Annotated in this window: 30 protein-coding genes; 8 read left to right on the top strand and 22 right to left on the bottom strand. The window is 60.4% G+C overall.

The genetic code is table 11. From position 1 onward, the window contains the following. Complete coding sequence (locus tag AC3WWR_RS02885) at positions 1-888, top strand: dihydrodipicolinate synthase family protein (RefSeq protein ID WP_020798386.1); 888 nt, start codon at positions 1-3, stop codon at positions 886-888. Between the two features lie 132 nt (positions 889-1,020). Here the strand turns inward: AC3WWR_RS02885 and AC3WWR_RS02880 are convergent, their stop codons facing one another. The 3 genes from AC3WWR_RS02880 to AC3WWR_RS02870 form a co-directional block, all read right to left on the bottom strand. Then, complete coding sequence (locus tag AC3WWR_RS02880) at positions 1,021-1,365, bottom strand: YegP family protein (RefSeq protein ID WP_020798385.1); 345 nt, start codon at positions 1,363-1,365, stop codon at positions 1,021-1,023. A 140-nt stretch (positions 1,366-1,505) separates the two neighbouring features. After that, complete coding sequence (locus tag AC3WWR_RS02875) at positions 1,506-1,805, bottom strand: ribbon-helix-helix domain-containing protein (protein ID WP_020798384.1); 300 nt, start codon at positions 1,803-1,805, stop codon at positions 1,506-1,508. A 14-nt stretch (positions 1,806-1,819) separates the two neighbouring features. After that, on the bottom strand, positions 1,820-2,401 hold the full coding sequence (locus tag AC3WWR_RS02870; protein ID WP_492598441.1) for a DJ-1/PfpI family protein: 582 nt from the start codon (positions 2,399-2,401) through the stop codon (positions 1,820-1,822). Between the two features lie 291 nt (positions 2,402-2,692). On the opposite strand from AC3WWR_RS02870, the gene AC3WWR_RS02865 reads away from it, so the two are divergent. Then, complete coding sequence (locus AC3WWR_RS02865; RefSeq protein WP_083348375.1) at positions 2,693-3,583, top strand: DMT family transporter; 891 nt, start codon at positions 2,693-2,695, stop codon at positions 3,581-3,583. Between the two features lie 12 nt (positions 3,584-3,595). Here the strand turns inward: AC3WWR_RS02865 and AC3WWR_RS02860 are convergent, their stop codons facing one another. The 4 genes from AC3WWR_RS02860 to AC3WWR_RS02845 all read right to left on the bottom strand — a co-directional run bounded on the left by AC3WWR_RS02860 (position 3,596) and on the right by AC3WWR_RS02845 (position 5,816). Beyond that, entirely contained in the window at positions 3,596-4,810 is a 1,215-nt protein-coding gene (locus AC3WWR_RS02860; RefSeq protein ID WP_033044469.1) for a class I SAM-dependent methyltransferase, read from the bottom strand. Positions 4,811-4,942: 132 nt separating this feature from the next. Continuing rightward, a complete protein-coding gene (locus tag AC3WWR_RS02855; RefSeq protein WP_454866645.1) occupies positions 4,943-5,305 on the bottom strand; it encodes a hypothetical protein in 363 nt (120 codons plus the stop codon). 2 nt (positions 5,306-5,307) lie between these two features. Beyond that, the gene (locus AC3WWR_RS02850) at positions 5,308-5,586 is read right to left on the bottom strand and encodes an Ogr/Delta-like zinc finger protein (RefSeq protein WP_080725384.1); all 279 of its coding nucleotides are present in this window, start codon (positions 5,584-5,586) and stop codon (positions 5,308-5,310) included. Next, the gene (locus AC3WWR_RS02845) at positions 5,583-5,816 is read right to left on the bottom strand and encodes a hypothetical protein (RefSeq protein WP_454866644.1); all 234 of its coding nucleotides are present in this window, start codon (positions 5,814-5,816) and stop codon (positions 5,583-5,585) included. Before AC3WWR_RS02845 ends, AC3WWR_RS02850 begins: the two co-directional genes overlap by 4 nt. Before the next feature lie 66 nt (positions 5,817-5,882). On the opposite strand from AC3WWR_RS02845, the gene AC3WWR_RS02840 reads away from it, so the two are divergent. Next, positions 5,883-6,311, top strand: a complete 429-nt coding sequence (locus AC3WWR_RS02840; RefSeq protein ID WP_080725385.1) for a helix-turn-helix domain-containing protein — start codon at positions 5,883-5,885, stop codon at positions 6,309-6,311. A gap of 78 nt (positions 6,312-6,389) precedes the next feature. Here AC3WWR_RS02840 and AC3WWR_RS02835 read toward each other — a convergent pair whose 3' ends face one another. From AC3WWR_RS02835 to AC3WWR_RS02815, 5 genes are all read right to left on the bottom strand, one after another. Then, positions 6,390-6,746 carry a putative holin gene (locus AC3WWR_RS02835; protein WP_492598440.1) on the bottom strand — a complete coding sequence of 119 codons (357 nt, stop codon included), beginning with the start codon at positions 6,744-6,746 and terminating at the stop codon, positions 6,390-6,392. Continuing rightward, positions 6,733-7,035: a helix-turn-helix domain-containing protein gene (locus tag AC3WWR_RS02830; protein WP_492598439.1), complete on the bottom strand. Its 303-nt coding sequence runs from the start codon at positions 7,033-7,035 to the stop codon at positions 6,733-6,735. The genes AC3WWR_RS02835 and AC3WWR_RS02830 overlap by 14 nt, the downstream gene beginning before the upstream one ends. 135 nt (positions 7,036-7,170) lie before the next feature. After that, positions 7,171-7,788 (bottom strand): TPM domain-containing protein, encoded by a 618-nt coding sequence (locus AC3WWR_RS02825; protein WP_492598438.1) that lies wholly within the window; start codon positions 7,786-7,788, stop codon positions 7,171-7,173. Between the two features lie 43 nt (positions 7,789-7,831). Next, positions 7,832-8,584: a TPM domain-containing protein gene (locus AC3WWR_RS02820; protein WP_083348372.1), complete on the bottom strand. Its 753-nt coding sequence runs from the start codon at positions 8,582-8,584 to the stop codon at positions 7,832-7,834. A 122-nt stretch (positions 8,585-8,706) separates the two neighbouring features. Continuing rightward, entirely contained in the window at positions 8,707-9,312 is a 606-nt protein-coding gene (locus AC3WWR_RS02815) for a LemA family protein (RefSeq protein WP_020798373.1), read from the bottom strand. Positions 9,313-9,559: 247 nt separating this feature from the next. On the opposite strand from AC3WWR_RS02815, the gene bglX reads away from it, so the two are divergent. Next, positions 9,560-11,851: a beta-glucosidase BglX gene (gene bglX, locus AC3WWR_RS02810; RefSeq protein ID WP_020798372.1), complete on the top strand. Its 2,292-nt coding sequence runs from the start codon at positions 9,560-9,562 to the stop codon at positions 11,849-11,851. A 119-nt stretch (positions 11,852-11,970) separates the two neighbouring features. Here the strand turns inward: bglX and AC3WWR_RS02805 are convergent, their stop codons facing one another. The 9 genes from AC3WWR_RS02805 to AC3WWR_RS02765 form a co-directional block, all read right to left on the bottom strand. Continuing rightward, a complete protein-coding gene (locus AC3WWR_RS02805; RefSeq protein WP_020798371.1) occupies positions 11,971-13,128 on the bottom strand; it encodes a phospholipase D-like domain-containing protein in 1,158 nt (385 codons plus the stop codon). A gap of 1 nt (position 13,129) precedes the next feature. Next, the gene (locus AC3WWR_RS02800; RefSeq protein WP_020798370.1) at positions 13,130-13,720 is read right to left on the bottom strand and encodes a YceI family protein; all 591 of its coding nucleotides are present in this window, start codon (positions 13,718-13,720) and stop codon (positions 13,130-13,132) included. Positions 13,721-13,897: 177 nt separating this feature from the next. Further along, a complete protein-coding gene (locus AC3WWR_RS02795) occupies positions 13,898-14,668 on the bottom strand; it encodes an IclR family transcriptional regulator (RefSeq protein WP_020798369.1) in 771 nt (256 codons plus the stop codon). Between the two features lie 87 nt (positions 14,669-14,755). Continuing rightward, positions 14,756-16,198 (bottom strand): amidase, encoded by a 1,443-nt coding sequence (locus tag AC3WWR_RS02790; RefSeq protein WP_432669127.1) that lies wholly within the window; start codon positions 16,196-16,198, stop codon positions 14,756-14,758. A 2-nt stretch (positions 16,199-16,200) separates the two neighbouring features. Further along, positions 16,201-17,511, bottom strand: coding sequence for a citrate-proton symporter (locus AC3WWR_RS02785; RefSeq protein WP_083348370.1), 1,311 nt, complete (start codon positions 17,509-17,511; stop codon positions 16,201-16,203). Between the two features lie 81 nt (positions 17,512-17,592). Beyond that, positions 17,593-18,768 carry a M20 aminoacylase family protein gene (locus tag AC3WWR_RS02780; RefSeq protein WP_033042959.1) on the bottom strand — a complete coding sequence of 392 codons (1,176 nt, stop codon included), beginning with the start codon at positions 18,766-18,768 and terminating at the stop codon, positions 17,593-17,595. 283 nt (positions 18,769-19,051) lie between these two features. Then, a complete protein-coding gene (locus AC3WWR_RS02775) occupies positions 19,052-19,375 on the bottom strand; it encodes an amidase (RefSeq protein WP_492598437.1) in 324 nt (107 codons plus the stop codon). Then, positions 19,372-20,466, bottom strand: coding sequence for a serine hydrolase domain-containing protein (locus AC3WWR_RS02770; RefSeq protein ID WP_033042957.1), 1,095 nt, complete (start codon positions 20,464-20,466; stop codon positions 19,372-19,374). The genes AC3WWR_RS02775 and AC3WWR_RS02770 overlap by 4 nt, the downstream gene beginning before the upstream one ends. Before the next feature lie 172 nt (positions 20,467-20,638). Beyond that, positions 20,639-21,526, bottom strand: coding sequence for an acyl-CoA dehydrogenase family protein (locus AC3WWR_RS02765; protein WP_033042956.1), 888 nt, complete (start codon positions 21,524-21,526; stop codon positions 20,639-20,641). 155 nt (positions 21,527-21,681) lie between these two features. Between AC3WWR_RS02765 and olsB the strand changes: the two genes are divergently transcribed. Next, the gene (olsB, locus tag AC3WWR_RS02760; protein WP_020798362.1) at positions 21,682-22,437 is read left to right on the top strand and encodes an L-ornithine N(alpha)-acyltransferase; all 756 of its coding nucleotides are present in this window, start codon (positions 21,682-21,684) and stop codon (positions 22,435-22,437) included. Further along, on the top strand, positions 22,437-23,231 hold the full coding sequence (locus AC3WWR_RS02755) for a lysophospholipid acyltransferase family protein (protein ID WP_083348369.1): 795 nt from the start codon (positions 22,437-22,439) through the stop codon (positions 23,229-23,231). Before olsB ends, AC3WWR_RS02755 begins: the two co-directional genes overlap by 1 nt. Before the next feature lie 81 nt (positions 23,232-23,312). Here the strand turns inward: AC3WWR_RS02755 and AC3WWR_RS02750 are convergent, their stop codons facing one another. Beyond that, the gene (locus AC3WWR_RS02750) at positions 23,313-23,885 is read right to left on the bottom strand and encodes an acyl carrier protein phosphodiesterase (protein ID WP_083348368.1); all 573 of its coding nucleotides are present in this window, start codon (positions 23,883-23,885) and stop codon (positions 23,313-23,315) included. Positions 23,886-24,056: 171 nt separating this feature from the next. Between AC3WWR_RS02750 and AC3WWR_RS02745 the strand changes: the two genes are divergently transcribed. Together AC3WWR_RS02745 and AC3WWR_RS02740 are read left to right on the top strand one after the other, a co-directional pair. Continuing rightward, positions 24,057-24,359, top strand: coding sequence for an ArsR/SmtB family transcription factor (locus AC3WWR_RS02745; protein ID WP_008056907.1), 303 nt, complete (start codon positions 24,057-24,059; stop codon positions 24,357-24,359). Between the two features lie 35 nt (positions 24,360-24,394). After that, positions 24,395-25,561: an MFS transporter gene (locus AC3WWR_RS02740; protein WP_020798359.1), complete on the top strand. Its 1,167-nt coding sequence runs from the start codon at positions 24,395-24,397 to the stop codon at positions 25,559-25,561. Positions 25,562-25,571: the final 10 nt, after the last annotated feature.

Raw genomic sequence — 25,571 nt, 5'->3', positions numbered from 1 at the left:
ATGCCCAGCGCAAACATTCACGGCATCATTGGCTACACCATCACCCCCTTCACCGCCAACGGCGAGGGCGTAGACCTGGAGGCGCTCGGACGCTCCATCGACCGCTTGATCGACGGCGGTGTGCATTCGATCGCACCGCTGGGCAGCACCGGCGAAGGCGCTTACCTGAGTGACGCCGAATGGGACCAGGTCGCCGAGTTCAGCATCAAGCATGTGGCCAAGCGTGTGCCGACCATCGTCAGCGTGTCTGACCTGACCACCGCCAAAGCGGTGCGTCGCGCCCGCTTCGCCGAAGCCCATGGCGCCGACGTGGTGATGGTGCTGCCGACGTCCTACTGGAAACTCAGCGAAGCGCAAATCCTCGCGCATTACCGCGCCATCGGCGACAGCATCGGCGTGCCGATCATGCTCTATAACAACCCGGCCACCAGCGGCACCGACATGTCGGTGGAGCTGATCCTGCGTATCGTCAAGGGCGTGGAAAACGTGACCATGGTCAAGGAGAGCACCGGTGACATCCAGCGCATGCATCAACTGTATCGCTTGGGCGAAGGCCAGGTACCCTTCTACAACGGTTGCAACCCCCTGGCGCTGGAAGCCTTCGCAGCCGGGGCAAAAGGCTGGTGTACAGCAGCGCCGAACCTGATCCCGCAACTCAATCTCGACCTGTACGACGCCGTGCTGGCCAACGACCTGAACAAGGCTCGTGAACTGTTCTATCGCCAGTTGCCGTTGCTGGACTTCATTCTCAAGGGTGGTTTGCCGGCGACGATCAAGGCCGGCTTACGGGCTACCGGGCTGGAGGTGGGTGATCCGCGGTTGCCGGTGTTTCCGTTGGACGGAGCAGGTCTGAGCCAGTTGCAAGGCCTGCTAAAAGCCCTGCGCTGATCGCTCAGCCATACGCATAACCCCATGTGGGAGCGAGCCTGCTCGCGATGGCGGCGTGTCAGTCAACATCTTGCTGACTGTTAAACCGCATTCGCGAGCAGGCTCGCTCCCACAGGGGATTTGTGTTGAGTTTTAGAGCACCGGCAAGGTCTTGTCCTTGATCACCTTGGTCGGGCCGTTCGCCTTTACACTGGCGATGCCTTTGTCCAGCGCGGATGCAGAGGAATAGGCTTCGCTGCTGCCAATAATCTCGTGGTTGCCCGCCTTGAGGTTGAAATAAGGATGGCCATCCTTGGTAGTTTTCTTCTCGTAGCGCTCATCCAGCGGACTGTTGGCCTGGACTGACGCGATGCCTTTGTCGGCCGCGGCGCGGGTGGTGTACAACTCGCTGGTCAGAATGGTTTCGGCGTTCGCCGCCTTCAAGACGAACCTGAACTGACCGCTGCTGCTCTTGCTCACTTCGTACCATCCGGACATGTTCTTTTCTCCTTGGCGATTGAGAGGTTGCGCGCTTCAGAGTAAAGACCACCGGAACAACAAGATCAAAAGATCGCAGCCTTCGGCAGCTCCTACATCGATCCCTGTAGGAGCTGCCGAAGGCTGCGATCTTTTGATTTTCACGCCGTTCGCACCACACTCATCTGAGGAGGAGCAATCCGCCGCTGACTCAAATACCGCGTACAACTCACCCGCAGGAACGAGGCGAAATTGACCACCTCGCCACGGTAGTCCATGACCTCCTCATACAGCTTGGCAATCAGCTGATTGGTGGTCATACCGTCGCTCTCGGCGATTTCGCTGAGGATGTCCCAGAACTGATTCTCCAGCCGCAAGGTGGTGACCACCCCGCAAATGCGCAGCGAGCGGGAGCGCGATTCGTAGAGAATCGGATCGGCCTTGACGTAGAGCTCGCACATGGACGGGTCCTTTGTTACAGCGTGATTTTAGTGCCCAGCAAGCTGAGAAAACCGGCGAGCCAGCTCGGGTGGGCAGGCCAGGCCGGTGCCGTCGCCAGATTGCCTTGAACATGGCCGTCCGTCACCGGGATATCGATAAACGTACCGCCCGCCAGGCGCACTTCTGGCGCACAGGCCGGGTAAGCGCTGCACTCACGCCCCTCAAGAATCCCGGCGGCGGCCAACAATTGCGCACCGTGGCACACGGCGGCGATCGGCTTGCCGGCCTTGTCGAAATCGCGCACCAGCTCCAACACTTTTTCATTCAGGCGCAAGTACTCTGGTGCACGACCACCGGGTATCAGCACGGCGTCGTAATCCGCCGCATTGACCTTGGCGAAATCGAAGTTCAGGGCAAACAGGTGACCGGGTTTTTCGCTGTAGGTCTGGTCGCCTTCGAAGTCATGGATAGCGGTGCGCACGGTCTGGCCGGCGCTCTTGTCCGGGCAAACGGCATGCACCGTGTGACCGACCATCAGCAGGGCCTGGAACGGCACCATCACTTCATAGTCTTCGACGTAATCGCCGACCAGCATCAGAATTTTTTTCGCGGCCATGGGGAAGACTCCTCTGGGAAATGCTTGGCATGCAGGAGTATTCAAGGTAGTCCTTATCCGCAGGGGTGGGTAATAACCTGCTACTACGCTGATCACTTGGTAGGAGCTGGCGCAGGCTGCGATCTTTTGATCTTGATCTTAAAAACAAGATCAAAAGATCGCAGCCTGCGGCAGCTCCTACGTTAGGAGCTTCGCGCCCAACTGTACGGATAACTCTGCGCCCAGCTGTAACAGCGCGCTACCTTGGGTTTATGGCTAGATAACAGCATCTATTAAATTCTGGTTGCCATCATGTCCACCCGCGAAAACACCGGCATGGCCCTGGGCCTGCTCGGCGTTGTGATCTTCAGCCTTACCCTGCCCTTCACGCGCATCGTCGTGCAAGAGATGCATCCACTGCTCAATGGCCTGGGCCGGGCACTGTTTGCGGCTGTTCCCGCGGCGTTGCTGTTGTTGTGGCGGCGTGAGAAATGGCCAACCTGGAAGCAAGTCAAAGGCCTGACGCTGGTGATTGCCGGGGTGATCCTCGGTTTTCCGGTCCTATCGGCCTGGGCCATGCAAACCTTGCCGGCGTCCCATGGCGCACTGGTCAATGGCTTGCAGCCACTGTGTGTGGCGCTGTACGCCGCGTGGTTGTCCCACGAACGCCCGTCGAAAGCCTTCTGGGCCTGCGCCGCACTGGGCAGTGCACTGGTGCTCGGTTATGCGCTGATCAGCGGGGCCGGCAGCATTCAGGCGGGCGACCTGTTGATGCTCGGCGCGATTGCGGTGGGTGGCCTGGGGTACGCCGAGGGTGGCCGATTAGCCAAGGAAATGGGCGGCTGGCAAGTGATCTGCTGGGCACTGGTGCTGTCGACCCCACTGTTGATCGGGCCGGTGCTGTACCTTGGGTTGCAACACCAGGGCGAGATTTCGGCCAAGGCCTGGTGGGCTTTCGGCTACGTCTCGCTGTTTTCGCAATTCATCGGATTCTTTGCCTGGTATGCCGGGCTGGCCATCGGTGGCATTGCCCGGGTCAGCCAGATCCAGCTGCTGCAGATTTTCTTCACCATTGGCTTTTCCGCGCTGTTTTTTGGCGAGCACGTCGAACCGATTACGTGGCTGTTTGCCGGCGGGGTGATCCTGACCGTCGTGCTGGGACGCAAGACGGCGGTCAAGCCCGCACGCATTGTGACGGCGTAAATCGAACGGCTTTCAGAGGTAACCGTCAGCCCGCAACAGGGTTTCCAGGCAATGCTCGGTGATGTGGTAGAACGCCTTGAGTTCCTGGATCTTCGCCAACAGCTGGGCCGGATCACCCGGTTCGGCACGTTTGACCGCCAGGATCATCTTGTTCTTGTTGGTGTGGTCCAGCGAGATGAACTCGAACACCTTGGTCTCGTAACCGCAGGCTTCGAGGAACAGCGCACGCAAGCTGTCGGTGACCATTTCCGCCTGCTGTCCCAGGTGCAAGCCGTACTGCAGCATCGGCTTGAGCAATGCCGGGCTCTGGATTTGCAGGCGAATCTGTTTGTGACAGCACGGCGAACACATGATGATCGAGGCACCGGAACGAATGCCGGTGTGAATCGCATAATCCGTGGCGATGTCGCAGGCATGCAACGCGATCATCACATCCAGCTCGCTCGGTGCCACGCTGCGTACATCACCGCACTTGAAGACCAGCCCCGGGTGCTCGAGCTTTGCCGCGGCGGCGTTGCACAGGGTGACCATGTCTTCACGCAACTCGACGCCAGTCACTTGCGCCTCGGCCTTCAGGGTGTTGCGCAGATAGTCATGGATCGCAAACGTCAGGTAACCCTTGCCGGAGCCGAAGTCTGCCACGCGAACCGGGCTATCCAGGGCCAGTGGCGACGAGGTCAGCGCATGACTGAAAACCTCGATGAACTTGTTGATCTGCTTCCACTTGCGCGACATCGCAGGAATTAATTCATGCTGCTTGTTGGTGACGCCCAGGTCGGCGAGAAACGGCCGGTTCAAATCGAGAAAGCGGTTTTTCTCACGGTTGTGCCCGGCGGATGGCACTTCACGCAATTGCTGGGGTTTGCTCTTGAACAGCGAAGACTTGCCCTTTTTGCTGTATTCGAGCTGGGCTTCATCAGTCAACGACAACAAATGCGCATTTTTGAACGATGCCGGCAACAAGTCTTTGATGAGGGCTACACCTTCGGCCAATGGCAGGTTCTTGGTGATGTCGCGGGTCTTGTATCGATAGACGAAGGACAGGCAAGCCTGCGCCTTGACCGTCACCGGCTTGATGATGATGCGCTGCAAGTCCGCTTCATCGCCAGCGTACTTGGCCAACACCAACTTGATGAAGGCGTTCTGCTCCAGGCTCGATTGCAGCAGGTCGATGAATTGGGCGTGATGGTCCGGCGCGAGGCTGGCGGGGGTGGCGGTGACGGACATGGAAAAAACGGCCTCGGGCAGAGCAAATCGGAGAATGCCCGGTATTTTAGGGGGGATGCGGGTTTTGGGCACGGGGTTATTTTTCGCAGGCCCGGTCATCCCCCCCAGACCTGCAGTGTAATGGCCGATACCTCAGGGCTCCACCAGCCGAAGTTTGCGATTGCTCGGTGAATTGATCACATGCCTGACGATCAATCCCACCGGTACGGCCCATGTCATGCCGTTGGCCGGATCAGTGATGACAGCGACGGTTTCGGAGCTGGCACCGATGTCCAGGCGTCGTCGATCGTTGCAGGACTTGAGTTCCCCATAGGCGTGGCTGACCAGCCGCTCCGCCAGGTGCATCGGCACATCAATCCCTTGCAAGTGCTTCACGGCACGACAGAACAGCACCTGGTCATCAACGACCGCACCGCTTTCATGGCGGGCCAAAAACCCCTGGGCAATGGTCAACAATTGCTCGTTCAAATCCTTGTCTTCAACAATTGCGCCCATGTTCATGACTCCACAGGCGCCGACGTCGTCGGCTCAATTGGCGCAACAGGCCGGGCGGCATGCCGCAAATCGGGTCCGGCGAAAGGCAGGCGTACGGCAGGATTGGGCATGCCACTGGGAGAGAGCTCGTGAGTCATTTCGAACTCGGCCCGAACCGACCAGCCGCAGGCTTCCGACGTGCATTGCAAGTAGGCCACCCGCAGGAAAATATGTCGGCCCTCGCTGGTGCGGATTCGCATTCGGCTCAAGCAATGCGGGCACACCATTTTGTAAGTACTCATGCTTGGGTCCCGCTGTTCATCGGGTGGTAATCAACATAATCAAACGCAATACTGCTGCGAGCGAGGATCGCTGCAACCTGGCGCTGCAAATAACGCTTACCTGATAAAAGAAAGTGCAACGGAAAACGGTGCAATGGGCAAGAACCAAACATGTAGGAAATCACCCTGCTACCATTAGGAAGTTTCGACATCACATTTATCTGACTCATAGTTGAAGATTGATTACTCATTTTAGAATACTCATTGCGCATACATTAAGCACTCAAAAAGCATGTGTCAAAAGGTAGAGGCTCAAATTGCGTAGCAAAAAATCTCAGACTGTTTTAGCCCGCCTAAAACAAATTACTGGCACAAAAAGTGATGCCTCCCTGTCTTCTGCGCTGAAAGTCAGTCCGCAAACCCTCAGCAGCTGGAAAGGTCGAGACAGTACACCGTACTCATTATGCGTAGAAATTGCCCAGGCCCGCGGTATTTCACTTGACTGGTTGTTGCTTGGCGAAGGACCGGTCTTGCGGCTAAGCACTGCTGGCAATGCCTCAGAACAAACCCAGGAAACAATCACACGGGAAAATACAATTCTCGCGATGTGGCGATTGCTCAATGAAGAAGATCGCAACGCCATACAACATGCCCTGGAGGAAAAACGCCGCCTGCGTGAAATGGAACTCAAACTTTCAGAGATGGCGTCTATCCTGTCGACACTTCAACAGCTGCGCGAAACATAATGTTATACGCGCTTTACTTGAAGACGCGTAAGACGGGCAATATTGCCAGGACACTTGACCATGCAGTATTAACATCCATCAGCGTCGCCCTTTAAAGCGCTCAATAATTTCGCCCAGGCCAGCACCATCGACCCACTGCATGACCTTGACGCTGATAGGAATAATGATCAGCGCGCACAGAAATGCCGTTACCCCCGCAGTCAGGAAAGGCGCCAGCGGCAGCGCAACGGGGGTAAATAGATAACCGACGCCGGCCGATAGCACCCAGGAACCGATACGCTGCCAGGCCTTGAAGTCAACGCGAGTGGAAGTGACCAGCCACGCCCCAAGCGAAGCACCAAATAGCGCTTCGCCATCAATCGCGGGCAGCGTCGCGATGCCCAACCCCAACAGGAGCCCACTGATGCTGTTGTAAGCCGAATCAGTCCAGTTCATGGAGACCTCGCTCATCGACGTCGTCGATGACAATAACTCCCGACTCTATGGCTTTGAGCAAGGCGGCATGACGGGACCTGACAGCAAACTTTCGGCGAATGTTGAAGAAGTGAAAATTTATCGTGGTGGGTGAGCAATTCTGGATCCTGGCAATCTCCCAGGAAGTCTTGCCCTTGTAACACCATATTAAGGCTTGTATTTCTTTCGCTGTCAGATGGACCGGCGATACATCTCTCCCGCCTTTGGGGGCGGCACCGGCAAAAGAGTCGAGCGGTAGATGCGTTGACATAAATACTCCCTCTGCGTCAGAACACCCATCACAGGGCGTTCGCTATTGGAGGGAGATGTTGAAGACTGAACAGTAGCCAAACAACTTGCCGCAGTTGTACCGGCAAGCATTACAAAAGTGTTCGCATAACCAGCCCTAGCCGAGCACGACCAGTCGATTTGGCAGCTCGTTACGCGCATGCGTCACCGGAACATGCACCTTGAGCAACTCACCGCATGCCTCGACGCAGGTGACAAAGCCCTGCAACGTCTGGCCCTGGCGCACCTGCCGGGTAAACGCCGCGACAATCGCATCCCAATGGCTGTTGTCCAGCCGACTGGAAATACCTTCATCCACCAGGATTTCCACATAGCGCTCGGCTTCAGAGACAAAAATCAGGATTCCGGTACTGCCCGCCGTGTGATGCAGGTTCTGTTCCAGGAATTGCCGGCGCGCCAGGTTCGAGGCGCGCCAGTGACGCACCGAACGTGGAACCAGGTACGTGGTGATTTTCGGTATGCGCAATACCAGGCACAGCACGATGAAGGTGATCCATTGCACCAGCAGCAGGCTGTGCAAGGTCAGCCAACCGGTCAGGTAATGCACGATCCCCGGCAGCACCAGTGCCAGCAGGCTGGCCCAGAGCAGCGGGATGTACACATAATCGTCGGCGCGGGCCGCGAGTACGGTGACCAGTTCGGCGTCGGTATCGCGCTCGACCCGGGCAATCGCCTCGGCGACCTTGCGTTGTTCGTGTTCAGTCAGTAATGCCATGTCGTTAAATGCCTGCTCGCTATTGTTTTTTTTTGCTGTGTCATCACCAGCCGCCCGACGAACCGCCGCCACCGAAACTGCCCCCTCCACCACTGAAGCCTCCACCGCCACCGCCGCCGAAACCACCGCCACCAAAACCGCCACCGGAACCACCGGAGCCGCCGCGACCGGCCGGAAGGATACCGAGCATTTGGAAAACGAATACTGTCAGGATGAACAACAACACCAGGAATACGAACAGCCCCGGATGCCGCGACATGAAATCATCGCCCGGATCGCCGCTGGACTCGTACACAGTCGAGGGTTCGTCCAGGGGATTGCCGCCCAGTACCACCAGCATCGCTGCCACCCCGTCGCTGATGCCTTTGCTGTAATTGCCGGCCTTGAACGCCGGGGTGATGACCTGATGGATGATCACCGAACTCTGGGCGTCCGTCAGGCGATCTTCCAGGCCATAACCGACTTCGATGCGCAGTTTGCGCTCATCACGGGCAACAATCAGCAGTGCGCCGTTGTTCTTGTCTTTCTGGCCGATCCCCCAGTAACGGCCCAGTTGATAGCCGAAGTCGGCGATGTCGGTGCCCTGCAAGTCCGGCAAAGTCACGACCACAAGCTGCTCACCGGTGGCTTTTTCATGGGCCTGAAGCTGTTGCGTCAACTGCTCGCGCACCGAAGGCTCGATCATCTCGGCGTTGTCGACCACCCGCCCGGTCAGCTCCGGGAACTTCAATTGGGCCTGGACCGCCAGGGCAAACACCCATAGCAATAGCACCAGGCCGATCTTCAACGCTCGCATTGGCAACCTCATCGATCCAACCGTAGGAGCTGCCGCAGGCTGCGATCTTTTGATCTTGATCTTGAAAAGCAAAGTCAAAAGATCGCAGCCTGCGGCAGCTCCTACAGGGTTATTCATCCAGATCAGAATTTGACTTCCGGCGGCTTTTCCGACCCCGGCGTGGCCTCGAAGGTCTCGCGTTCCGGCAGACTGCTGTACAGCACGCTGTGCCACAGGCGACCGGGGAACGTGCGGATCTCGGTGTTGTATTTCTGCACCGCCAGGATGAAATCGCGCCGGGCCACGCTGATCCGGTTCTCGGTGCCTTCAAGCTGCGATTGCAAGGCCAGGAAGTTCTGGTTGGCCTTCAGGTCCGGATAGCGCTCAGACACCACCATCAGGCGGCTCAAGGCGCCGCTGAGTTGATCCTGGGCCTGTTGGTACTGCTTGAGCTTTTCCGGGTTGTCGAGTGTGGAGGCATCGACCTGGATCGAGGTGGCCTTGGCCCTGGCTTCGATCACGGCCGTCAGGGTTTCCTTCTCATGCGCGGCGTAGCCCTTCACGGTTTCCACCAGGTTGGGAATCAGGTCGGCACGGCGCTGATACTGGTTCTGCACCTGGCCCCAGGCCGCCTTGGCCTGTTCATCGAGGGTCGGTATGTTGTTGATGCCGCAGGCGGTCAGCAACGTGGCCAGCATGAGCAAGGTGGCGACCTGCAGCCTCGACCGGTAGGACTGTCGAACATTCATCAGGGTGGTACTCCCTTCATATTTCATGGAAAAAACAACCGGCGACCCTCTCGGCCGGCTCTTGGGGCATAATCGGCCGCGCCACTGGATTGCATCCGGGCAATGGGCTAAAAGATGCCCTGCGCAAAAAACGCATCGGGTATTCGGCTGCCGCTTTTCCAGGCTGCCCCCGAACAACAATAGTCGCTCCCTAAATTTTGGCTGGCCGGCATTTACATCGCCGCTTGGGCCCTTGAGAAAACTATTCATGAAGAAGCTGTGTTTGCTGGGCCTGTTCGTCAGCCTGGCCAGTCATGACGCACTGGCCGCCACGACGCCCGCACCCCTGGAGAACAAGGACGCTTTCGTCAGTAACCTGATGAAGCAGATGACCCTCGATGAAAAAATCGGCCAGTTGCGCCTGATCAGCATCGGCCCGGAAATGCCCCGGGAGCTGATTCGCAAGGAAATCGCGGCAGGCAACATCGGCGGTACGTTCAACTCGATCACCCGCCCGGAAAACCGTCCGATGCAGGACGCGGCCATGCGCAGCCGCCTGAAGATCCCGATGTTCTTCGCCTACGACGTGATCCACGGCCACCGCACCATTTTCCCGATCCCGCTGGCCCTGGCCTCGAGCTGGGACATGGACGCCATCGGCCTGTCCGGGCGCATTGCCGCCAAGGAAGCCGCGGCCGATAGCCTCGACATCACCTTCGCGCCCATGGTCGACATCTCCCGCGACCCGCGCTGGGGCCGCACTTCCGAAGGCTTCGGCGAGGACACTTACCTGGTGTCACGCATTGCCGGGGTGATGGTCAAGGCGTTCCAGGGCACGGGCGCGAACGCTGCCGACAGCATCATGGCCAGCGTCAAGCACTTCGCCCTGTATGGCGCAGTCGAAGGCGGTCGCGACTACAACGTGGTCGACATGAGCCCGGTCAAGATGTACCAGGACTACCTGCCGCCTTACCGCGCCGCGATTGACGCCGGCGCTGGCGGGGTCATGGTCGCGCTGAACTCGGTCAATGGCGTGCCGGCCACCGCCAACACCTGGTTGATGAACGACCTGTTGCGCAAGGAATGGGGCTTCAAGGGCCTGGCGGTCAGCGATCACGGAGCGATTTTCGAGCTGATCAAGCATGGTGTCGCTCGCGATGGTCGTGAGGCGGCGAAGCTGGCGATCAAGGCCGGCATCCACATGAGCATGAACGACACCCTGTACGGCAAGGAACTGCCGGGGCTGCTCAAGGCCGGCGAGATCCAGCAGAGCGACATCGACAACGCCGTGCGTGCGGTGCTGGACGCCAAGTACGACATGGGCCTGTTCAAGGACCCGTACCTGCGCATCGGCAAGGCCGAGGACGATCCGGCCGACACCTACGCCGACAGCCGCCTGCACCGTGCCGAGGCCCGAGATGTGGCCCGTCGCAGCCTGGTGTTGCTGAAGAACCAGAACGAAACCCTGCCGCTGAAGAAAACCGCGAAAATCGCCCTGGTCGGCCCGCTCGCCAAGGCGCCGATCGACATGATGGGCAGTTGGGCCGCCGCCGGTCGCCCTGCGCAATCGGTGACCCTGTTCGACGGCATGACTAACGCCCTGGGTGATAAATCGACACTGATCTACGCCCGTGGCGCCAACATCACCAGCGATCCGAAAATCCTCGGCTACCTGAACTTCCTGAACTTTGACGCGCCGGAAGTGGTGGATGACCCGCGTCCGACCAATGTGCTGATCGACGAAGCGGTGAAAGCCGCCAAGGATGCCGATGTTGTCGTTGCCGCCGTCGGCGAGTCCCGTGGCATGTCCCACGAATCGTCGAGCCGCACCGACCTGAACATCCCGGAAAATCAGCGCGAGCTGATCCGTGCCCTGAAGGCCACCGGCAAACCACTGGTGCTGGTGCTGATGAACGGCCGCCCGCTGTCGATTCTTGAAGAGAAGGAACAGGCTGACGCGATCCTGGAAACCTGGTTCAGCGGCACCGAGGGCGGCAACGCCATCGCCGACGTGTTGTTCGGCGACTACAACCCGTCGGGCAAACTGCCGATCACCATCCCGCGCTCGGTAGGCCAGATTCCGACCTACTACAATCACCTGACCATTGGCCGGCCGTTCACCCCGGGCAAACCGGGCAATTACACCTCGCAATATTTCGATGACACCACCGGGCCCCTTTACCCGTTCGGCTACGGCCTGAGCTACACCGATTTCAGCCTGTCGGATATGGCGCTGTCGTCGACCACCTTGAACAAGACCGGCAAGCTCGACGCCAGCATCACGGTGAAAAACACCGGCAAGCGTGACGGTGAAACCGTGGTGCAGCTGTATATCCAGGACGAGACCGGTTCGATGATCCGCCCGATCAAGGAGCTGAAGAACTTCCAGAAAGTCATGCTCAAGGCCGGTGAACAGAAAGTCGTGCACTTCACCATCACCGAGGATGACCTGAAGTTTTACAACACCCAGCTCAAGTACGCAGCGGAGCCGGGCAAGTTCAACGTGCAGATCGGCCTGGACTCCCAGGACGTGACGCAGCAGAGCTTCGAATTGCTCTAACCCCCGTGTACTGATCGTTCCCACGCTCTGCGTGGGAATGCCTCAAGGGACGCTCCGCGTCCAGTGACGCGGAGCGTCACGGGCTGCATTCCCACGCAGAGCGTGGGAACGATCGGGATCTACCCCCGTCGATCCAGCAGATTCACCACCAGCCGGTCCACCCACCCCCAAGCCCGCTGCTTGATCCGCTTCCACAGCGGTCGGCGTTGCCATGCCTCCAGGCTGACTTCCTGGCTTAGCGAGAAGTCCTTCACAAAGCTCGCCACCACGTCACGGGTCAATCCAGGGTCCAGCGCTTCAAGATTGGCTTCCAGGTTGAAACGCAAATTCCAGTGGTCGAAATTGCACGAGCCGATGCTCACCCAGTCATCGATCAGGACCATTTTCAGATGCAGGAAACACGGCTGGTACTCGAAAATCTTCACCCCGGACTTGAGCAGTCGCGGGTAGTAGCGATGCCCGGCGTACCGCACCGACGGGTGATCGGTGCGTGGCCCGGTCAACAGCAGCCGCACATCGACCCCGCGGGAGGCCGCGCGGCGCAGTGAACGGCGGACTTTCCAGGTCGGCAGGAAATACGGGGTCGCCAGCCAGATCCGCTTCTGCCCGCTGTTCAATGCACGAATCAGCGATTGCAGGATGTCTCGGTGCTGGCGGGCGTCGGCATAGGCGACCCGGCCCATGCCCTCGCCCATGGCCGGCACGCGGGGCAAGCGCGGAAGACCGAAATGCGAGGCCGGTCGCCAGGCGCGACGATGGCGGTTGGCGATCCATTGGCGATCGAACAGCAATTGCCAGTCGAGCACCAGCGGGCCGGTTATTTCCACCATCACCTCGTGCCACTCGCTGACGTCCTCGTTTGGCGTCCAGAACTCATCGGTTACACCGGTGCCGCCGACCACGGCCATGCTCTGGTCCACCAGCAGCAGCTTGCGGTGATCGCGGTAGAAATTGCCAACCCAGCGCCGCCAGCTCAAGCGATTGTAGAAGCGCAGTTCGACGCCGGCGGCCATGAGTCGATGGCGCAGGGTCAGGGTAAAGGCGAGGCTGCCGTAATCATCGAACAGGCAGCGCACCCGCACACCGCGTTCGGCGGCCTGGACCAGTGCCTGGACCATGGCTTCGGCGCAAGCGCCCGCCTCCACCAGGTACAGTTCCAGCTCGACCTGTTCTTCGGCGCGGGCAATCGCCACCAGCATGCGTGGGAAGAATTGCGGGCCATCGACCAGCAACTCGAAGCGATTGCCTTCACGCCAGGGAAAGATCGGGCCGGCCATGTCAACGCGCCGTGAAGATCAGTACCGCACCCACCGGCACCGACAGACTGATGGCCGACAGGTCGGCAACCTTGCGCAGCGCTTCCAGGCCCGGCGCCAGATCGAAGTCCTGGGCATTGATCACCACCGGCTCCAGCGTCACCACCTGGAAACGCCGGTCATCGAGCCGGGTAGCCAGCAGTTCGGCGTTGTAGGTGTGTTGCTTGCCGTGCAAGTCAACGGTCAGCGGCAGGCGCAATTCCAGTTGCGCACCGGGCGCGAGATCGTTGATCGGCCGCAGATCGATTTGCGTGGTGATCAGCGCTTCGGCAAAGGTCTGGATTTCGAACAGCTCCTTGCGCATGCGTTCGTCGCGCAGGGGAATGCCGCTGTTGACCGATTCGAGCTCGACTTCTACCTCGGCCTTGCCGTTGGGATCGACTTTGCCGTGCAACACCAAAAAGCGCTGCACTTCGGAAACATTGGCGTTTTTGGTGCTGACGAACGACAGCCGCGAGGATTCGCCGTCCAGATACCAGTTAGCCTGGGCCGACAGCGAAGCGCCGGCCAATAGCAGGCAGGCGAGGGTTTGGGTGACAGACCGCTTGAACATAAAAACTCGTGGGGGCAGATAAACCTGTGCTGAACCTTAACTGCCCACGAGCCAATTGCAAACTTGTAGGAGCGAGCATGCTCGCGATGGACTCAAGAGCACCACGTTTATCCTGCAACCCCGCGTTATCGTTAACGACCATCGCGAGCAGGCTCGCTCCTACAGGTTAGGCGTCAATCAAGCCATCGCCTGCTGCACATCGCCAATCGTGGCCGCCAGGCTATTGAGGTGCAGGCTCAACACCCGCTCCACCGGCGCCTGGTCCATCGGCCAGTGCAACGCCATGCTGCCGACCAGCCGACCATCGGTGTGAATCGGCAAGGCCACCGCACGAATCAGGAAGGGCAGGCGCACCGGGTATTCCCAGTAGCCTTCGGTGCGCTGGCCGAAACCTTGCTGCAATGCCTGTTCGGTGGCGCTGAACAGAGATTCGTCGCTCACCCGTTCACGCTCGGCCAGGCGCTCTACCTCATGACGTTCCAGTTCACCGAGGCAGGCCCGTCCCATGGCCGAATGAAACAGGCTGGCATGCTGGCCGACGATCTGGCAGTTGTTCGGATAGCGTTTGCGCAGCACCGAGGGGATCGCACTTTCCATCACCTCCACCCGTTCGCCATCGAAGCACGACAGGTCCGCCACCAAGCCGGTGCGTTCGCATAACTCCAGCAACAGCGGCGCGGCGCTTTCCACCAGCCGCCGCTTGAAGCGTTGCCGACTGTCACCGAACAGGCGCTTGGCACACAAACGGTAGCGCCGGTCGCTCAAGCCGCGATAGATCCAGCCCTGCTCCTGCAACGTCAGCAACATGCGCGACACCGTGGCCTTGGGCAGGCGGGTCAAATAGTGCAACTCCTCCAGGCCCAATGCCTGATGCTCACCCAGCAACTCGACGATCGCCAAAGCGCGCTCGACGGAACGTACGCTGCCGGTTTCTGCCTTGTTTTCCATGGATTCGATATCCCTAAGCCCGGATCGGATGATCGCTGCTCTCTTTTTATTAAAAAGCACAGCAAGATGCGGGCCTGCCCGAAGGTTCTACGCAGTTTGCAGACAACCGGGTGGCCGACGCGTAACCCATTGCGTTAGCTGCTCATGGGCATAAGCCAGCTGCAAAACCGCAAGGTCAGCCTGGGCCGGGCCAATGATTTGCAGGCCCATCGGCAGTCCGGCCGGGTTGAATCCCACCGGCACGTTCATGCTTGGCAAACCTGCCAGGGTCGGACCTATCACCACTTCCATCCAGCGGTGATAGGTGTCCATATCTTGCCCGCCGACCACCCGCGGCCAAGGGGTTTGTGCATCAAAAGGGAACACTTGGGCGGTGGGCAGCAGCAGGAAATCGTAACGTTCGAACAATTCGTTCAAGGCGCGATACCACTCGCTGCGGCTGACCGAGGCTTGATAGACATCGGCCGCAGTCAGGCGCAGGCCACCCTCGATTTCCCACTGGGCTTCGGGCTTGAGTTGTTCGCGCTTGCGCGGGTCGGCATACAACGCGCCGAGACTGCCGTGCACCAGCCAGTGACGGTGCACCAACCAAGTCTGCCACAGGCGTTCCATGGAGAAATCCGGCTGACAGGCTTCGACCTTGCAGCCCAGGCTTGCAAAGTCCTGCAGCGCCGACTCGCACAGGCTCATTACGCCAGGCTCCATCGGCAGATAACCGTTGTAGTCGCCCAGCCAACCCACGCGGACCTCGCTGAAGTCCCGCGCCAGCGACTGATGGAAAACCTGCGGGCACTGAGTCAATGACAATGGCACGCGAGGGTCGTACCCGGCCTGGGTCCCGAGCAAACGCGCGACATCGGTGACGGTGCGGCCCATCGGCCCCTCGGTGGCCAGTTGCTGGACAAACACCTCCGGCTGCGGGCCATGCGGCACGCGGCCCTGGGACGGACGCAAACCAAACACGTTATTGAACGCCGCCGGATTGCGCAGCGAGCCCATCATGTCACTGCCGTCGGCTACCGGCAGCATGCGCAACGCCAGCGCCACCGCCGCCCCGCCGCTGCTGCCACCGGCAATCAACGACGGGTCGTAGGCATTGGTGGTGGTGCCGAACACGCTGTTGTAGGTCTGCGAGCCGAGGCCGAATTCCGGCACGTTAGACTTGCCGATGATGATCGCGCCGCAATCACGAACCCGCGCCACACTGATGGCGTCGTGCTGTGGAATGTGTTCGGCGAACAGCGTTGATCCCATGCTCGTGCGCAACCCGGCGGTGGCCGCCAGGTCCTTCACCGCTTGCGGCATACCGTGCATCCAGCCCCGGGACTGGCCCTGGTCCAGTTGTCGGTCGCAGGCGTCGGCCTCTGCCAGCAGCTCCTCGGCAGGTCGCAGCGACACCAGCGCATTGACCTGCGGATTGAAGCGCTCGATCTGCGCCAGATAGGCCTGCATCACTTCACGGCAGGACACCTCGCGAGCGTGGATGGCCTGGGACAACGCATCGGCGTCCATTTCAACAATCGGATTCATGCTCAAGGTTTCACCCCAAGGTTAAGTGCAACGGATCGCTTTGCCCGTGGTGCTTCCTGCATGCAGTAAGTGCCCAACAGCGTCAGCACGCAAGCGAACAATACGTAGAACGAAGGCGCCACCGGTGTCGCCAACACCTTGCTCAACCAGGTGACGATCAGCGGAGCAAAACCGCCGAACACCATGACCGCAACGTTATAGGCCACCGACACGCCAGTGGAGCGCACTTCAATCGGAAACTGCTCGGCCAGCGCCGTCGGTGCCGGACCAAAGAAGCCGCCAATCGAACTGCACAACAACAGTTGCATCACCAGCAAGCGCTCCACCGAGGGCGCCGCCGCGACCCACACGTACAGCGGATACACCATCAGGAAAAATGCCAGGGTGAAAGCCATCAACACCGGACGGCGACCAAGACGGTCCGACAATGCGCCAGACAGCGGAATCACCACGGTCATCACCGCCACCGCGAGCATTTGCACCAGCAGCACCTGATCCAGCGGCAAGCCGAGGTTTTTGTGGGCGAAGGTCGGCATGTTCACCAGCACCACGTAGAACGACACCGTCGCGCCGCACGCCAGGCCCATCGACACCAGGATGGCGCGACGATGTTCGCGGATCACTTGCAGCAAACCCGGGCTCGCGCCTTTGGCTTGTTTGCGTGCCTCGAGGAATTCTTCCGGTTCCTCCATGTGCTTGCGAATCCACAGGCCGACCGGCCCGATCAACAGGCCGATCATGAACGGAATCCTCCAGCCCCAGCTGTCCAGGGCTTCGGGGGTCAGCAGATGGGTGAACAACGCCACCATCCCTGCCCCGGAAAACACCGCCAGGCATTGCCCCACCAACTGCCACGAACCGTACAACCCCTTGCGGTGCGCTGGCGCGCTTTCCACCAGGAACGCCGTGGCACTGGCGTATTCGCCGCCGGTGGCAAAACCCTGGAGCATCCGCGCCACTACGATCAACAACGGGGCGCCCATGCCGATAGCGGCGTAGTTCGGCGCGAAGGCGATCAGCGCGATCGACACGGTCATCAAGCGGATAATCATCTGCATCGCCGCCTTGCGGCCTTTGCGGTCCGAATACATGCCTAGCAGGATGCCGCCCACGGGGCGCATGAAAAACCCGACGCCGAACGTCGCCAGGGCCATCAGTAACGACGCATATTCGTCTTCGGACGGAAAAAACTGTCGGGCAATGATGCTCGCCAGAAAGCCGTAAACAATGAAGTCATACCATTCCAGCGCGTTGCCGATCACGGCAGCGACCACCTGCCGGGTGCGCGAAACACCTGTGCTCGAAGTGTGCATGGGGAACTCTCCAATAACCTGTTGGGTGATGCCGGGCGCGACTCGACGCGCCCGGTCCAGCGGCAGTAGAAAGTGAAAGGGTCAGGCCGGCTTGAGCCAGCTCTCGGTCAGCGCGCCCCAATACGCAGCCCCGGTCAGCAGGATGTCGTCGTTGAAGTCGTAGGCGGGGTTGTGCACCATCGGCCGCGACACGCCGTTGCCGATGAACAGGTAGGCGCCGGGGCAGCGTTGCAGCATCCAGGCGAAGTCCTCGCTGCCCATCAGTTTTGGGGTGTTGCCATCGACGGCATCGGCACCGACCAGCTCGACGCCGATTTGCCGGGCGAATTCGGTTTCGGCGGCGTGGTTGACCAGTACAGGGTAAGCCGGACGGTGTTCGATTTTCGAACTGCAACCGAAGCTTTGCGCCTGGGATTGGATGATCGCGCGCACTCGGTCGAGGGTCTGCTCACGCACCTGGGCGTTCAGCGCGCGCAGGCTCAGGCGCAGGATCGCCTGCTGGGGGATGACGTTGGCCGCCTCCCCGGCTTGCAATGCACCGACCGTCACCACCGCCGCCTGCTGCGCATCGATGTTGCGCGCGACCACGGTTTGCAGGGCCATGACCACGCTGGCCGCCGCCACCAATGGGTCTACCGCCAGATGCGGCATCGAGCCGTGCCCGCCGACGCCTTCGAGGGTTACGGTGAGCAAATCCTGCGAAGCCATCATCGGCCCTTCGCGAAACCCCAGGTGCCCCGCTGGCAAGCCCGGCATGTTGTGCATGCCGAACAGTGCGTCGCAAGGGAAACGTTCGAGCAGGCCATCGGCGAGCATTGCTTCGGCGCCGCCCTGGCCTTCTTCGGCTGGCTGGAAAATCAGGGTCAGCGTGCCATCGAACTGGCGAGTCGCCGCCAGGTAGCGCGCTGCGCCCAACAACATCGCGGTGTGGCCATCGTGTCCACAGGCGTGCATGCAGCCCTGATGCCGGCTGCTGTAGGCCGCCCCGGTGTTCTCGATGATCGGCAGTGCATCCATGTCGGCACGTATCCCCAACTTGCGCGGGCTGCTGCCGTTGCGCAGGACGCCGACTACGCCGGTCTTGCCGATACCTGTGTGAACCTCGTAGCCCCATTCTTCGAGAGACCTGGCGACCAGCGCCGAGGTGCGACTTTCCTCGAAACCGAGTTCCGGATGGGCGTGGATATCCTGTCGGGTGGCATGCAGGTCGCTGGCGACGTCGTTGAGCCAGGCAAGGATGTGCTGATGTCGGGTCATGTCGAATGTCCTCGGGCCGGGTGTATTCCCGTTCTTTTTGTTCGCTGTGATTGCGCGACGTATCAACGGCAGGTCGCGTTCGCCACCAGATAACCGCGAGTCGCGCGCGAGGACAATCGAATGTGGTTCCACTGGATGGAACCTGGTGGCCGATCAATTGAAATTCGCCCAATACCCTGTGGGAGCGAGCCTGCTCGCGAATGCTCTACCAGTCCCACTGCTTGCGTTGAGTCTGCCGACGCTTTCGCGAGCAGGCTCGCTCCCACGGGTGTTGTGTGTGGCGTCAGGGGTTCAAGCGGCAGCCCTGGCGTTCACCGATCCAGGCTGCACGATTAGTGCGCCCCATGCCGCTGACGGTGATGCGCTTGTTGGGGGCGTCATCGTAAAAACCGCTGGTGGGCAACCACTGCTTTACATAGCTGAGGCAATACTCGGTGTCGTTACCCATCACATAGCGGCATGAGCAATATTCTTTCGCAGTGTATGCACTGATTATGTCGGGGAACGCCATCAGCGCCACTCGCTCATGCCAGCCCCAGCCTACCAAGGCGAGCAACAGGACCAGCAGCAGCGCACTGAAAGGACGGCGACGAATGAAGCTGCTCATGGCTGCTCACTCCCGGCAAACGCCTCAAGCGCAAGCCTGAGCAATTCATTGTGCCGATAGCTGCCGTCGCGATCATCGCCGTAGCGGACGATCACCAGGTTCGCGCCAGGAATCACGTACATCGCCTGCCCCCAGTGGCCCAGCGCAGCGAAGGTGTCGGCAGGTGCATCGGGCCAGGGTCGGGCGCCACCGCCTGTTGCACGATTGAGCCACCAGTGGCCGCCGGGAACCGCCTCATCCTGATTGGCGCGATAGCCAATGAAGGGCTCGCGATTGAAAACAACCCAGTCTTTGGGTAGCAGTTGTTTATCGCCCCAGCGACCGTCTCGCGCCATCAACAGACCGATGCGAGCCAGATCCCGAGCGGTGAGGTAGGCATAGGACGAGGCGACGAACGTTCCCGTAGCGTCGGTTTCCCAAACCGCGCTACGAATGCCCAATGGCTCGAACAACGCACTCCACGGATAGTTCGGGTAGCGCTCTGCACCAACGATGTTTTTCAGCGCGGCGGACAGTAGATTGGTGTCGCCACTGGAATAGCGAAACGCCTGCCCCGCTGCTGCGTACGAGTGGTGATCGGCCGTGAAGGCAGCCATGTCCGAGTGACCACGGGTGTAGAGCATGGCCACCACCGACGACTTCAACGGTGCGTATTCGTAGTCTTCCTGCCAGTCGATGCCGGAGGCCCAGTGCAGCAGGTCGGCCATGGTCAGGTCCGGGTGTTTTTCCAGTGGCGGGTAAAATTTGGCCACCGGGTCCTCGAGCCTGAACCGGCCATCGCCATAAGCTACGCCGAGGACCGTGGCCATCAGGCTTTTGCTGATGGACCAGGTGAGATGCGGCGTCTGGGCATTGGTCGGGCCGGCGTAGCGTTCGTAGATCAACTGGCCGTCGCGGATGACGAGCAAGGCGTCGCTGCGAATGCCTCGGCGGGTGGTGTCGTCGCGGGGTGGGAAGGCATATGCCTCTAGTGCTTGAAGCGCCGGACCGGTGATGGCTGGCCCTGTGGGCCATTGCTCAGTGGGCCAGTCTTCAGCGTGGGCCGGGAGACTGAGCAACAGCATGAAAAACAGGAACAGGCCTTTGGGCATGGCGGGGGCTCGTGGCGATGAACCTGCTGAGCCTAGTCGAGGTTGATGACAGTTCCGGGATTTGTGTTGTTACTGCGACCGCCTTCGCGAGCAAGCCCGCTCCCACATTTAACCGGGTTCCCAGAATGATTGCGATCAAATGTGGGAGCGGGCTTGCTCGCGAAGGCGTCAGTCAATTCAGCGAAGATCCGGATAGTGCCTTGGCCAACCGCTTGCCCCTGGCCCCGGCCGCCAGATCCAGTACCGCCTGATCGCGCTGCCACATCGCCGCCCACTGTGGCGGGCCCTCGGCCAGCGCTGCGTTGATCTCACCCTTGAGCCCCTCGAACTGCGCAAACAGACCACCGAGCAACACATGCCCCGCCGGACTGACGGGAGGATGTCGACTGACCTCCGCACACCCGGCCAGCAGCGCCAGCAAGCGCAACTGCAAGGCTTGCGGCCAGTCACTGTCCTGGCCAACGCCGTACAGCCAGGCGGTCATGGCACTCAAGACATAGATGTCTTCCAGGGTCCGGAATGGCTTGACGTACGCATCCCAGCCATCCCCCGCGAGCAATTCGCACAATGCATTGTCGAGAAATAGCCGGCCATGGCTGATGTCCGGCATCAACGGAATCGGCGGCAGTTTTTCCACCCGCACGCCCGGTTCATCGGGGTAGACCACCGCCAGGCTCAGGCGCGGAGCTTCGCCTTGCTGTTCGCTGCGGGCGGCAATCAGCAGCCAGTCGGCGGCATCGCCTGCAGTGACGAAATCCTTGCGTCCGCTCAAGCGCAAATCGTGCAGACGGGTTTGCATGTCAGCCACCCGCAGGCTGCGTTGCTCGGTCGCGCACAGTGCGCCAAGGCTCAACGGCGCGCTTGGCCACAGCATGCGCAACGCCGCCTGATAGCCCACCAGGAATGCCAGCCCCGGCGTCGCCATCAAGCGTGCACCGACCACGGCCAGTTCAAACGGGGCGACGTTACCCAGCTGCTGCAACAACGTTGCGAACCCCTCGCCCAGATCCGGATTGGCGGGCAAGCGAGCGTGGCGGTTCAACAGGGTTTGCCAGGGCATAAGAGGCTCCTTGTGGGCTGTCATACAAGCATCACCAAAGCTTAACGGCGATGACACCGGGGCTACATAGCCTGACTTTGCACAACACGGCTGGATAAAGAAAGTCGATTCGCTGTAACCCCAAGACGGGAGAGCAGCCCGCACGGAGATTCGCCATGACTCAGATCGCACGCATCAGCGACACCGGCAACGAACGCCGCCTGCAAGCCGAACGCCTGGTCGGCGCCGAGGCTTTGCAGGAAGCCCAGGCCCTGCGCTTCAACGTGTTCAGCGGCGAGTTCAACGCCAAGCTCAAGGGCGCGGAATTGGGTCTGGACATGGACGACTATGATGTTCACTGCGTTCACATCGGCGTGCGTGACCTGAACACCGGGCGCCTGGTGGCGACCACCCGGCTGCTCGACCATACCGCCGCCAGCAGCCTGGGCAAATTCTACAGCGAAGAAGAATTCAGCCTGCACGGGCTCGTTCACCTCAAAGGCCCGATCCTGGAAATCGGTCGCACCTGCGTCGACCCGGCCTACCGCAATGGCGGTACCATCGCCGTGCTCTGGGGCGAACTGGCCGAAGTCCTGAACCAGGGCGGATACAGTTACTTGATGGGTTGCGCAAGCATTCCGATGCAGGACGGCGGGATCCAGGCCCACGCAATCATGCAGCGCCTGCGTGAACGCTACCTGTGCACCGAACACTTGCGGGCGGAACCGAAAAAGCCGCTGCCCACCCTGGACATTCCCTCGAACGTGATCGCCGAAATGCCGCCACTGCTCAAGGCCTACATGCGCCTGGGCGCGAAGATCTGCGGCGAGCCGTGCTGGGACGAAGATTTCCAGGTGGCCGATGTGTTCATCCTGCTCAAGCGCGACGAACTCTGCCCGCGTTACGCCAAACACTTCAAGGCGGCTGTCTGATGAGTCGCTTGCGCGTGTACGCGCGAATCGCCCGGGTGCTTCTGGTGGTCGCGCTCGGCCTGAGCATGGCCAGCGTATTCGGTATGTTCGAACGCCTGGGGCTGGCTCACTCGATGGAACGCCGCCAGCGCTGGTCGCGGTTTTTCATGGCACGCCTGAGCAACTCCTTGCCCTTCGACGTGACCCTGCACGGTGAGTTGCCCAAGACGCCAATGCTCTGGGTCAGCAACCACGTGTCCTGGACCGACATCCCGCTGTTGGGAATGCTCACGCCGCTGTCGTTCCTGTCCAAGGCCGAAGTGCGCACCTGGCCGGTGGCGGGCTGGTTGGCGGCCAAGGCCGGCAGCCTGTTTATCCGTCGCGGTTCGGGTGACAGCCAGTTGATCCGCAAACAGATGACGCGCCACCTGCAACAGGCACATCCGCTGCTGATGTTCCCGGAAGGCACGACTACCGATGGCCGTTCGCTGCGCACCTTTCACGGTCGCCTTCTGTCGGCGGCGATCGACTCCGAGGTGAAACTGCAACCGGTGGCGATTCGTTATGTGCGCAACGGTGAACCCGACACACTGGCACCGTTCATTGGCGATGATGATTTGCTGTCGCACCTGATGCGCTTGTTTGCCAACGACCGCGGCGCGGTGGAGATTCATCTGCTCAAGCCGATCCCATGCGAAGGCCGCGAACGTGCTGCGCTGGCGTTCGAAGCGCAGCAGGCGGTGCAGAAGGCATTGTTTGGCGAAGTGGCGAAACCTGCTGAACCACGGCGTGCCGGCGAACTGATCGCCGCCTGAAAGAAAAAGATCGCAGCCTTCGGCAGCTCCTACACCGGATCAATGTAGGAGCTGCCGAAGGCTGCGATCTTTTGATCTTGGCTACATCTGTTGCAGAGCAAAATCCTGCAGCTGCGGATAGAACAACCGGAAATCCTCGCTCAACGGCTCATACAACACGCGCAACTCCTGCATCGCCGCCGCCAGTTCCTCCGGTCGGGTCAAGCGTCGAGAAATCCCCCGCAATACCTGCTCCAGCACTTCGAATTCCCGATAAGACCCCAACCAGTCATGGGCCACCATGTGCGGCGCGATTGTCGCCAGGCGATCCGGCAGTTCAGGTTGGGCGGACAACACCCGGTACACGTCCGAGGTGAACAGTTCCAGCGGCTGATCCGCGTACAGCGTCCAGTCCCGGGCCAGGCAATGATCAAAAAATACATCAAGCACGATTCCGGCATAACGCCGGCGCGTCAGGGAAAACCTCGACAACGCGACATCCACCAGCGGATGGCGATCGGTAAATACGTCGATGCTGCGATGCAGCTGGATGGCCGTTTCGATTTCCGGATCGAACTGCCCCTGCAGCCGTCCCTTGACGAAATCGCCATAGAGACTGCCGAGCAATTGACCGGGACGATGGCCACCGAGGTGAAGATGTGCGAGATAGTTCATGGGCGCAGCTTAGCACTGTGCCCTTGACCCTATACAATCCTCGTATCGTTATAACCCGATATATCGATTTACTCGGTCATCAGATCGAAATCATATTGGTATATCGCGAAATACCGATTTAAAGTTCGCTTCATCGCGATATAGCGTTTTACTAATCACGAGCCCCCGACCATGAACCTTGACCTCGACGAAATAATAAAAGCCCTGGCGCACCCAGTACGGCGAGACATCCTGCACTGGCTCAAAGACCCGACCGTCGAATTCCCCGACCAGTCCCACAGTAACGAGCACGGCGTTTGCGCCGGGCAGATCGATCAACGTTGCGGCCTGTCGCAGTCCACGGTGTCGGCACACCTGGCGACCCTGCAACGCGCCGGCCTGATCAGCAGCCGCAAGGTCGGCCAGTGGCACTTTTTCAAACGTAACGAGGAAACCATCCAGGAGTTCCTCAAAGTCTTCAGCAAAGAGCTCTGACCCTTTACGTCAGCCAGCCGACAAGGAATCCACCCATGCCCCTCTCGCTACTCATATTGGCGTTAAGCGCCTTCGCCATCGGCACCACCGAGTTCGTCATCATGGGCTTGCTGCCCGATGTGGCGGCCGACCTCGGTGTGTCGATCCCCGGTGCCGGCTGGCTGGTAACCGGTTACGCCTTGGGCGTGGCCATTGGTGCGCCATTCATGGCACTGGCCACCGCCCGGCTGCCGCGCAAGGCCGCCCTGGTAGCGTTGATGGGCATTTTCATTGTCGGTAACCTGCTTTGCGCGGTAGCCAGTGACTACAACGTGCTGATGTTTGCCCGAGTGGTGACCGCCCTGTGCCATGGTGCGTTCTTCGGCATCGGTTCGGTGGTGGCGGCAGGCCTGGTGCCCGCCAACAAGCGCGCCTCGGCCGTGGCCTTGATGTTCACCGGCCTGACCCTGGCCAACGTCCTCGGCGTACCGCTGGGCACCGCGCTCGGCCAACAGGCCGGCTGGCGCTCGACTTTCTGGGCGGTGACCGTGATCGGCGTAATCGCATTGATCGGCCTGATCCGCTTCCTGCCGGCCAACCGCGATGAAGAAAAACTCGACATGCGCGCCGAATTGCGCGCCCTCAAAGGCGCCGGTATCTGGTTGTCCCTGAGCATGACGGCACTGTTCGCCGCCTCTGTATTCACCCTGTTCACTTACGTAGCGCCACTGCTGGGCGAAGTCACCGGTGTCTCGCCCCGTGGCGTGACCTGGACCTTGATGCTCATCGGCCTGGGTTTGACCGTCGGCAACATCATCGGTGGCAAGCTGGCGGACAAAGGCCTGGCGGCAACCCTGATCGGCGTCTTCATCGCCATGGCCGTGGTCTCCACCGTACTGACCTGGACCAGCGTCGCGCTGATCCCGACCGAAATCACCCTGTTCCTCTGGGCCACCGCGTGTTTCGCCGCCGTGCCTGCCCTGCAAGTCAACGTGGTGACCTACGGCAAGGCGGCACCGAACCTGGTCTCGACCCTGAACATCGGCGCCTTCAACGTCGGCAACGCATTGGGCGCCTGGGTCGGTGGCAGCGTCATCGCCCACGGTTTCGGCCTGACCAGCGTGCCTCTCGCGGCAGCGGCCCTCGCGGTACTCGCCCTGCTGGCGACCCTGATCACTTTCCGTCAGAGCGGTGACCCCGAACTGGCCCCCGTTACCAACTGATCTTCACAAG

Source organism: Pseudomonas sp. EB271-G4-1 (assembly GCF_058791355.1).
The sequence above is the reverse complement of the archived record's forward strand: the minus strand, read 5'-3'. Positions and strand labels throughout refer to the sequence as shown.

Bases quoted from the DNA above. Each gene is read 5' to 3' on its own strand.
- AC3WWR_RS02885 (WP_020798386.1), top strand. From the start codon at position 1: ATGCCCAGCGCAAACATTCACGGCATCATTGGCTACACCATCACCCCC.
- AC3WWR_RS02880 (WP_020798385.1), bottom strand. From the start codon at position 1,365: ATGTCCGGATGGTACGAAGTGAGCAAGAGCAGCAGCGGTCAGTTCAGG.
- AC3WWR_RS02875 (WP_020798384.1), bottom strand. From the start codon at position 1,805: ATGTGCGAGCTCTACGTCAAGGCCGATCCGATTCTCTACGAATCGCGC.
- AC3WWR_RS02870 (WP_492598441.1), bottom strand. From the start codon at position 2,401: ATGGCCGCGAAAAAAATTCTGATGCTGGTCGGCGATTACGTCGAAGAC.
- AC3WWR_RS02865 (WP_083348375.1), top strand. From the start codon at position 2,693: ATGTCCACCCGCGAAAACACCGGCATGGCCCTGGGCCTGCTCGGCGTT.
- AC3WWR_RS02860 (WP_033044469.1), bottom strand. From the start codon at position 4,810: ATGTCCGTCACCGCCACCCCCGCCAGCCTCGCGCCGGACCATCACGCC.
- AC3WWR_RS02855 (WP_454866645.1), bottom strand. From the start codon at position 5,305: ATGGGCGCAATTGTTGAAGACAAGGATTTGAACGAGCAATTGTTGACC.
- AC3WWR_RS02850 (WP_080725384.1), bottom strand. From the start codon at position 5,586: ATGAGTACTTACAAAATGGTGTGCCCGCATTGCTTGAGCCGAATGCGA.
- AC3WWR_RS02845 (WP_454866644.1), bottom strand. From the start codon at position 5,816: ATGAGTAATCAATCTTCAACTATGAGTCAGATAAATGTGATGTCGAAA.
- AC3WWR_RS02835 (WP_492598440.1), bottom strand. From the start codon at position 6,746: ATGAACTGGACTGATTCGGCTTACAACAGCATCAGTGGGCTCCTGTTG.
- AC3WWR_RS02830 (WP_492598439.1), bottom strand. From the start codon at position 7,035: ATGTCAACGCATCTACCGCTCGACTCTTTTGCCGGTGCCGCCCCCAAA.
- AC3WWR_RS02825 (WP_492598438.1), bottom strand. From the start codon at position 7,788: ATGGCATTACTGACTGAACACGAACAACGCAAGGTCGCCGAGGCGATT.
- AC3WWR_RS02820 (WP_083348372.1), bottom strand. From the start codon at position 8,584: ATGCGAGCGTTGAAGATCGGCCTGGTGCTATTGCTATGGGTGTTTGCC.
- AC3WWR_RS02815 (WP_020798373.1), bottom strand. From the start codon at position 9,312: ATGAATGTTCGACAGTCCTACCGGTCGAGGCTGCAGGTCGCCACCTTG.
- bglX (WP_020798372.1), top strand. From the start codon at position 9,560: ATGAAGAAGCTGTGTTTGCTGGGCCTGTTCGTCAGCCTGGCCAGTCAT.
- AC3WWR_RS02805 (WP_020798371.1), bottom strand. From the start codon at position 13,128: ATGGCCGGCCCGATCTTTCCCTGGCGTGAAGGCAATCGCTTCGAGTTG.
- AC3WWR_RS02800 (WP_020798370.1), bottom strand. From the start codon at position 13,720: ATGTTCAAGCGGTCTGTCACCCAAACCCTCGCCTGCCTGCTATTGGCC.
- AC3WWR_RS02795 (WP_020798369.1), bottom strand. From the start codon at position 14,668: ATGGAAAACAAGGCAGAAACCGGCAGCGTACGTTCCGTCGAGCGCGCT.
- AC3WWR_RS02790 (WP_432669127.1), bottom strand. From the start codon at position 16,198: ATGAATCCGATTGTTGAAATGGACGCCGATGCGTTGTCCCAGGCCATC.
- AC3WWR_RS02785 (WP_083348370.1), bottom strand. From the start codon at position 17,511: ATGCACACTTCGAGCACAGGTGTTTCGCGCACCCGGCAGGTGGTCGCT.
- AC3WWR_RS02780 (WP_033042959.1), bottom strand. From the start codon at position 18,768: ATGACCCGACATCAGCACATCCTTGCCTGGCTCAACGACGTCGCCAGC.
- AC3WWR_RS02775 (WP_492598437.1), bottom strand. From the start codon at position 19,375: ATGAGCAGCTTCATTCGTCGCCGTCCTTTCAGTGCGCTGCTGCTGGTC.
- AC3WWR_RS02770 (WP_033042957.1), bottom strand. From the start codon at position 20,466: ATGCCCAAAGGCCTGTTCCTGTTTTTCATGCTGTTGCTCAGTCTCCCG.
- AC3WWR_RS02765 (WP_033042956.1), bottom strand. From the start codon at position 21,526: ATGCCCTGGCAAACCCTGTTGAACCGCCACGCTCGCTTGCCCGCCAAT.
- olsB (WP_020798362.1), top strand. From the start codon at position 21,682: ATGACTCAGATCGCACGCATCAGCGACACCGGCAACGAACGCCGCCTG.
- AC3WWR_RS02755 (WP_083348369.1), top strand. From the start codon at position 22,437: ATGAGTCGCTTGCGCGTGTACGCGCGAATCGCCCGGGTGCTTCTGGTG.
- AC3WWR_RS02750 (WP_083348368.1), bottom strand. From the start codon at position 23,885: ATGAACTATCTCGCACATCTTCACCTCGGTGGCCATCGTCCCGGTCAA.
- AC3WWR_RS02745 (WP_008056907.1), top strand. From the start codon at position 24,057: ATGAACCTTGACCTCGACGAAATAATAAAAGCCCTGGCGCACCCAGTA.
- AC3WWR_RS02740 (WP_020798359.1), top strand. From the start codon at position 24,395: ATGCCCCTCTCGCTACTCATATTGGCGTTAAGCGCCTTCGCCATCGGC.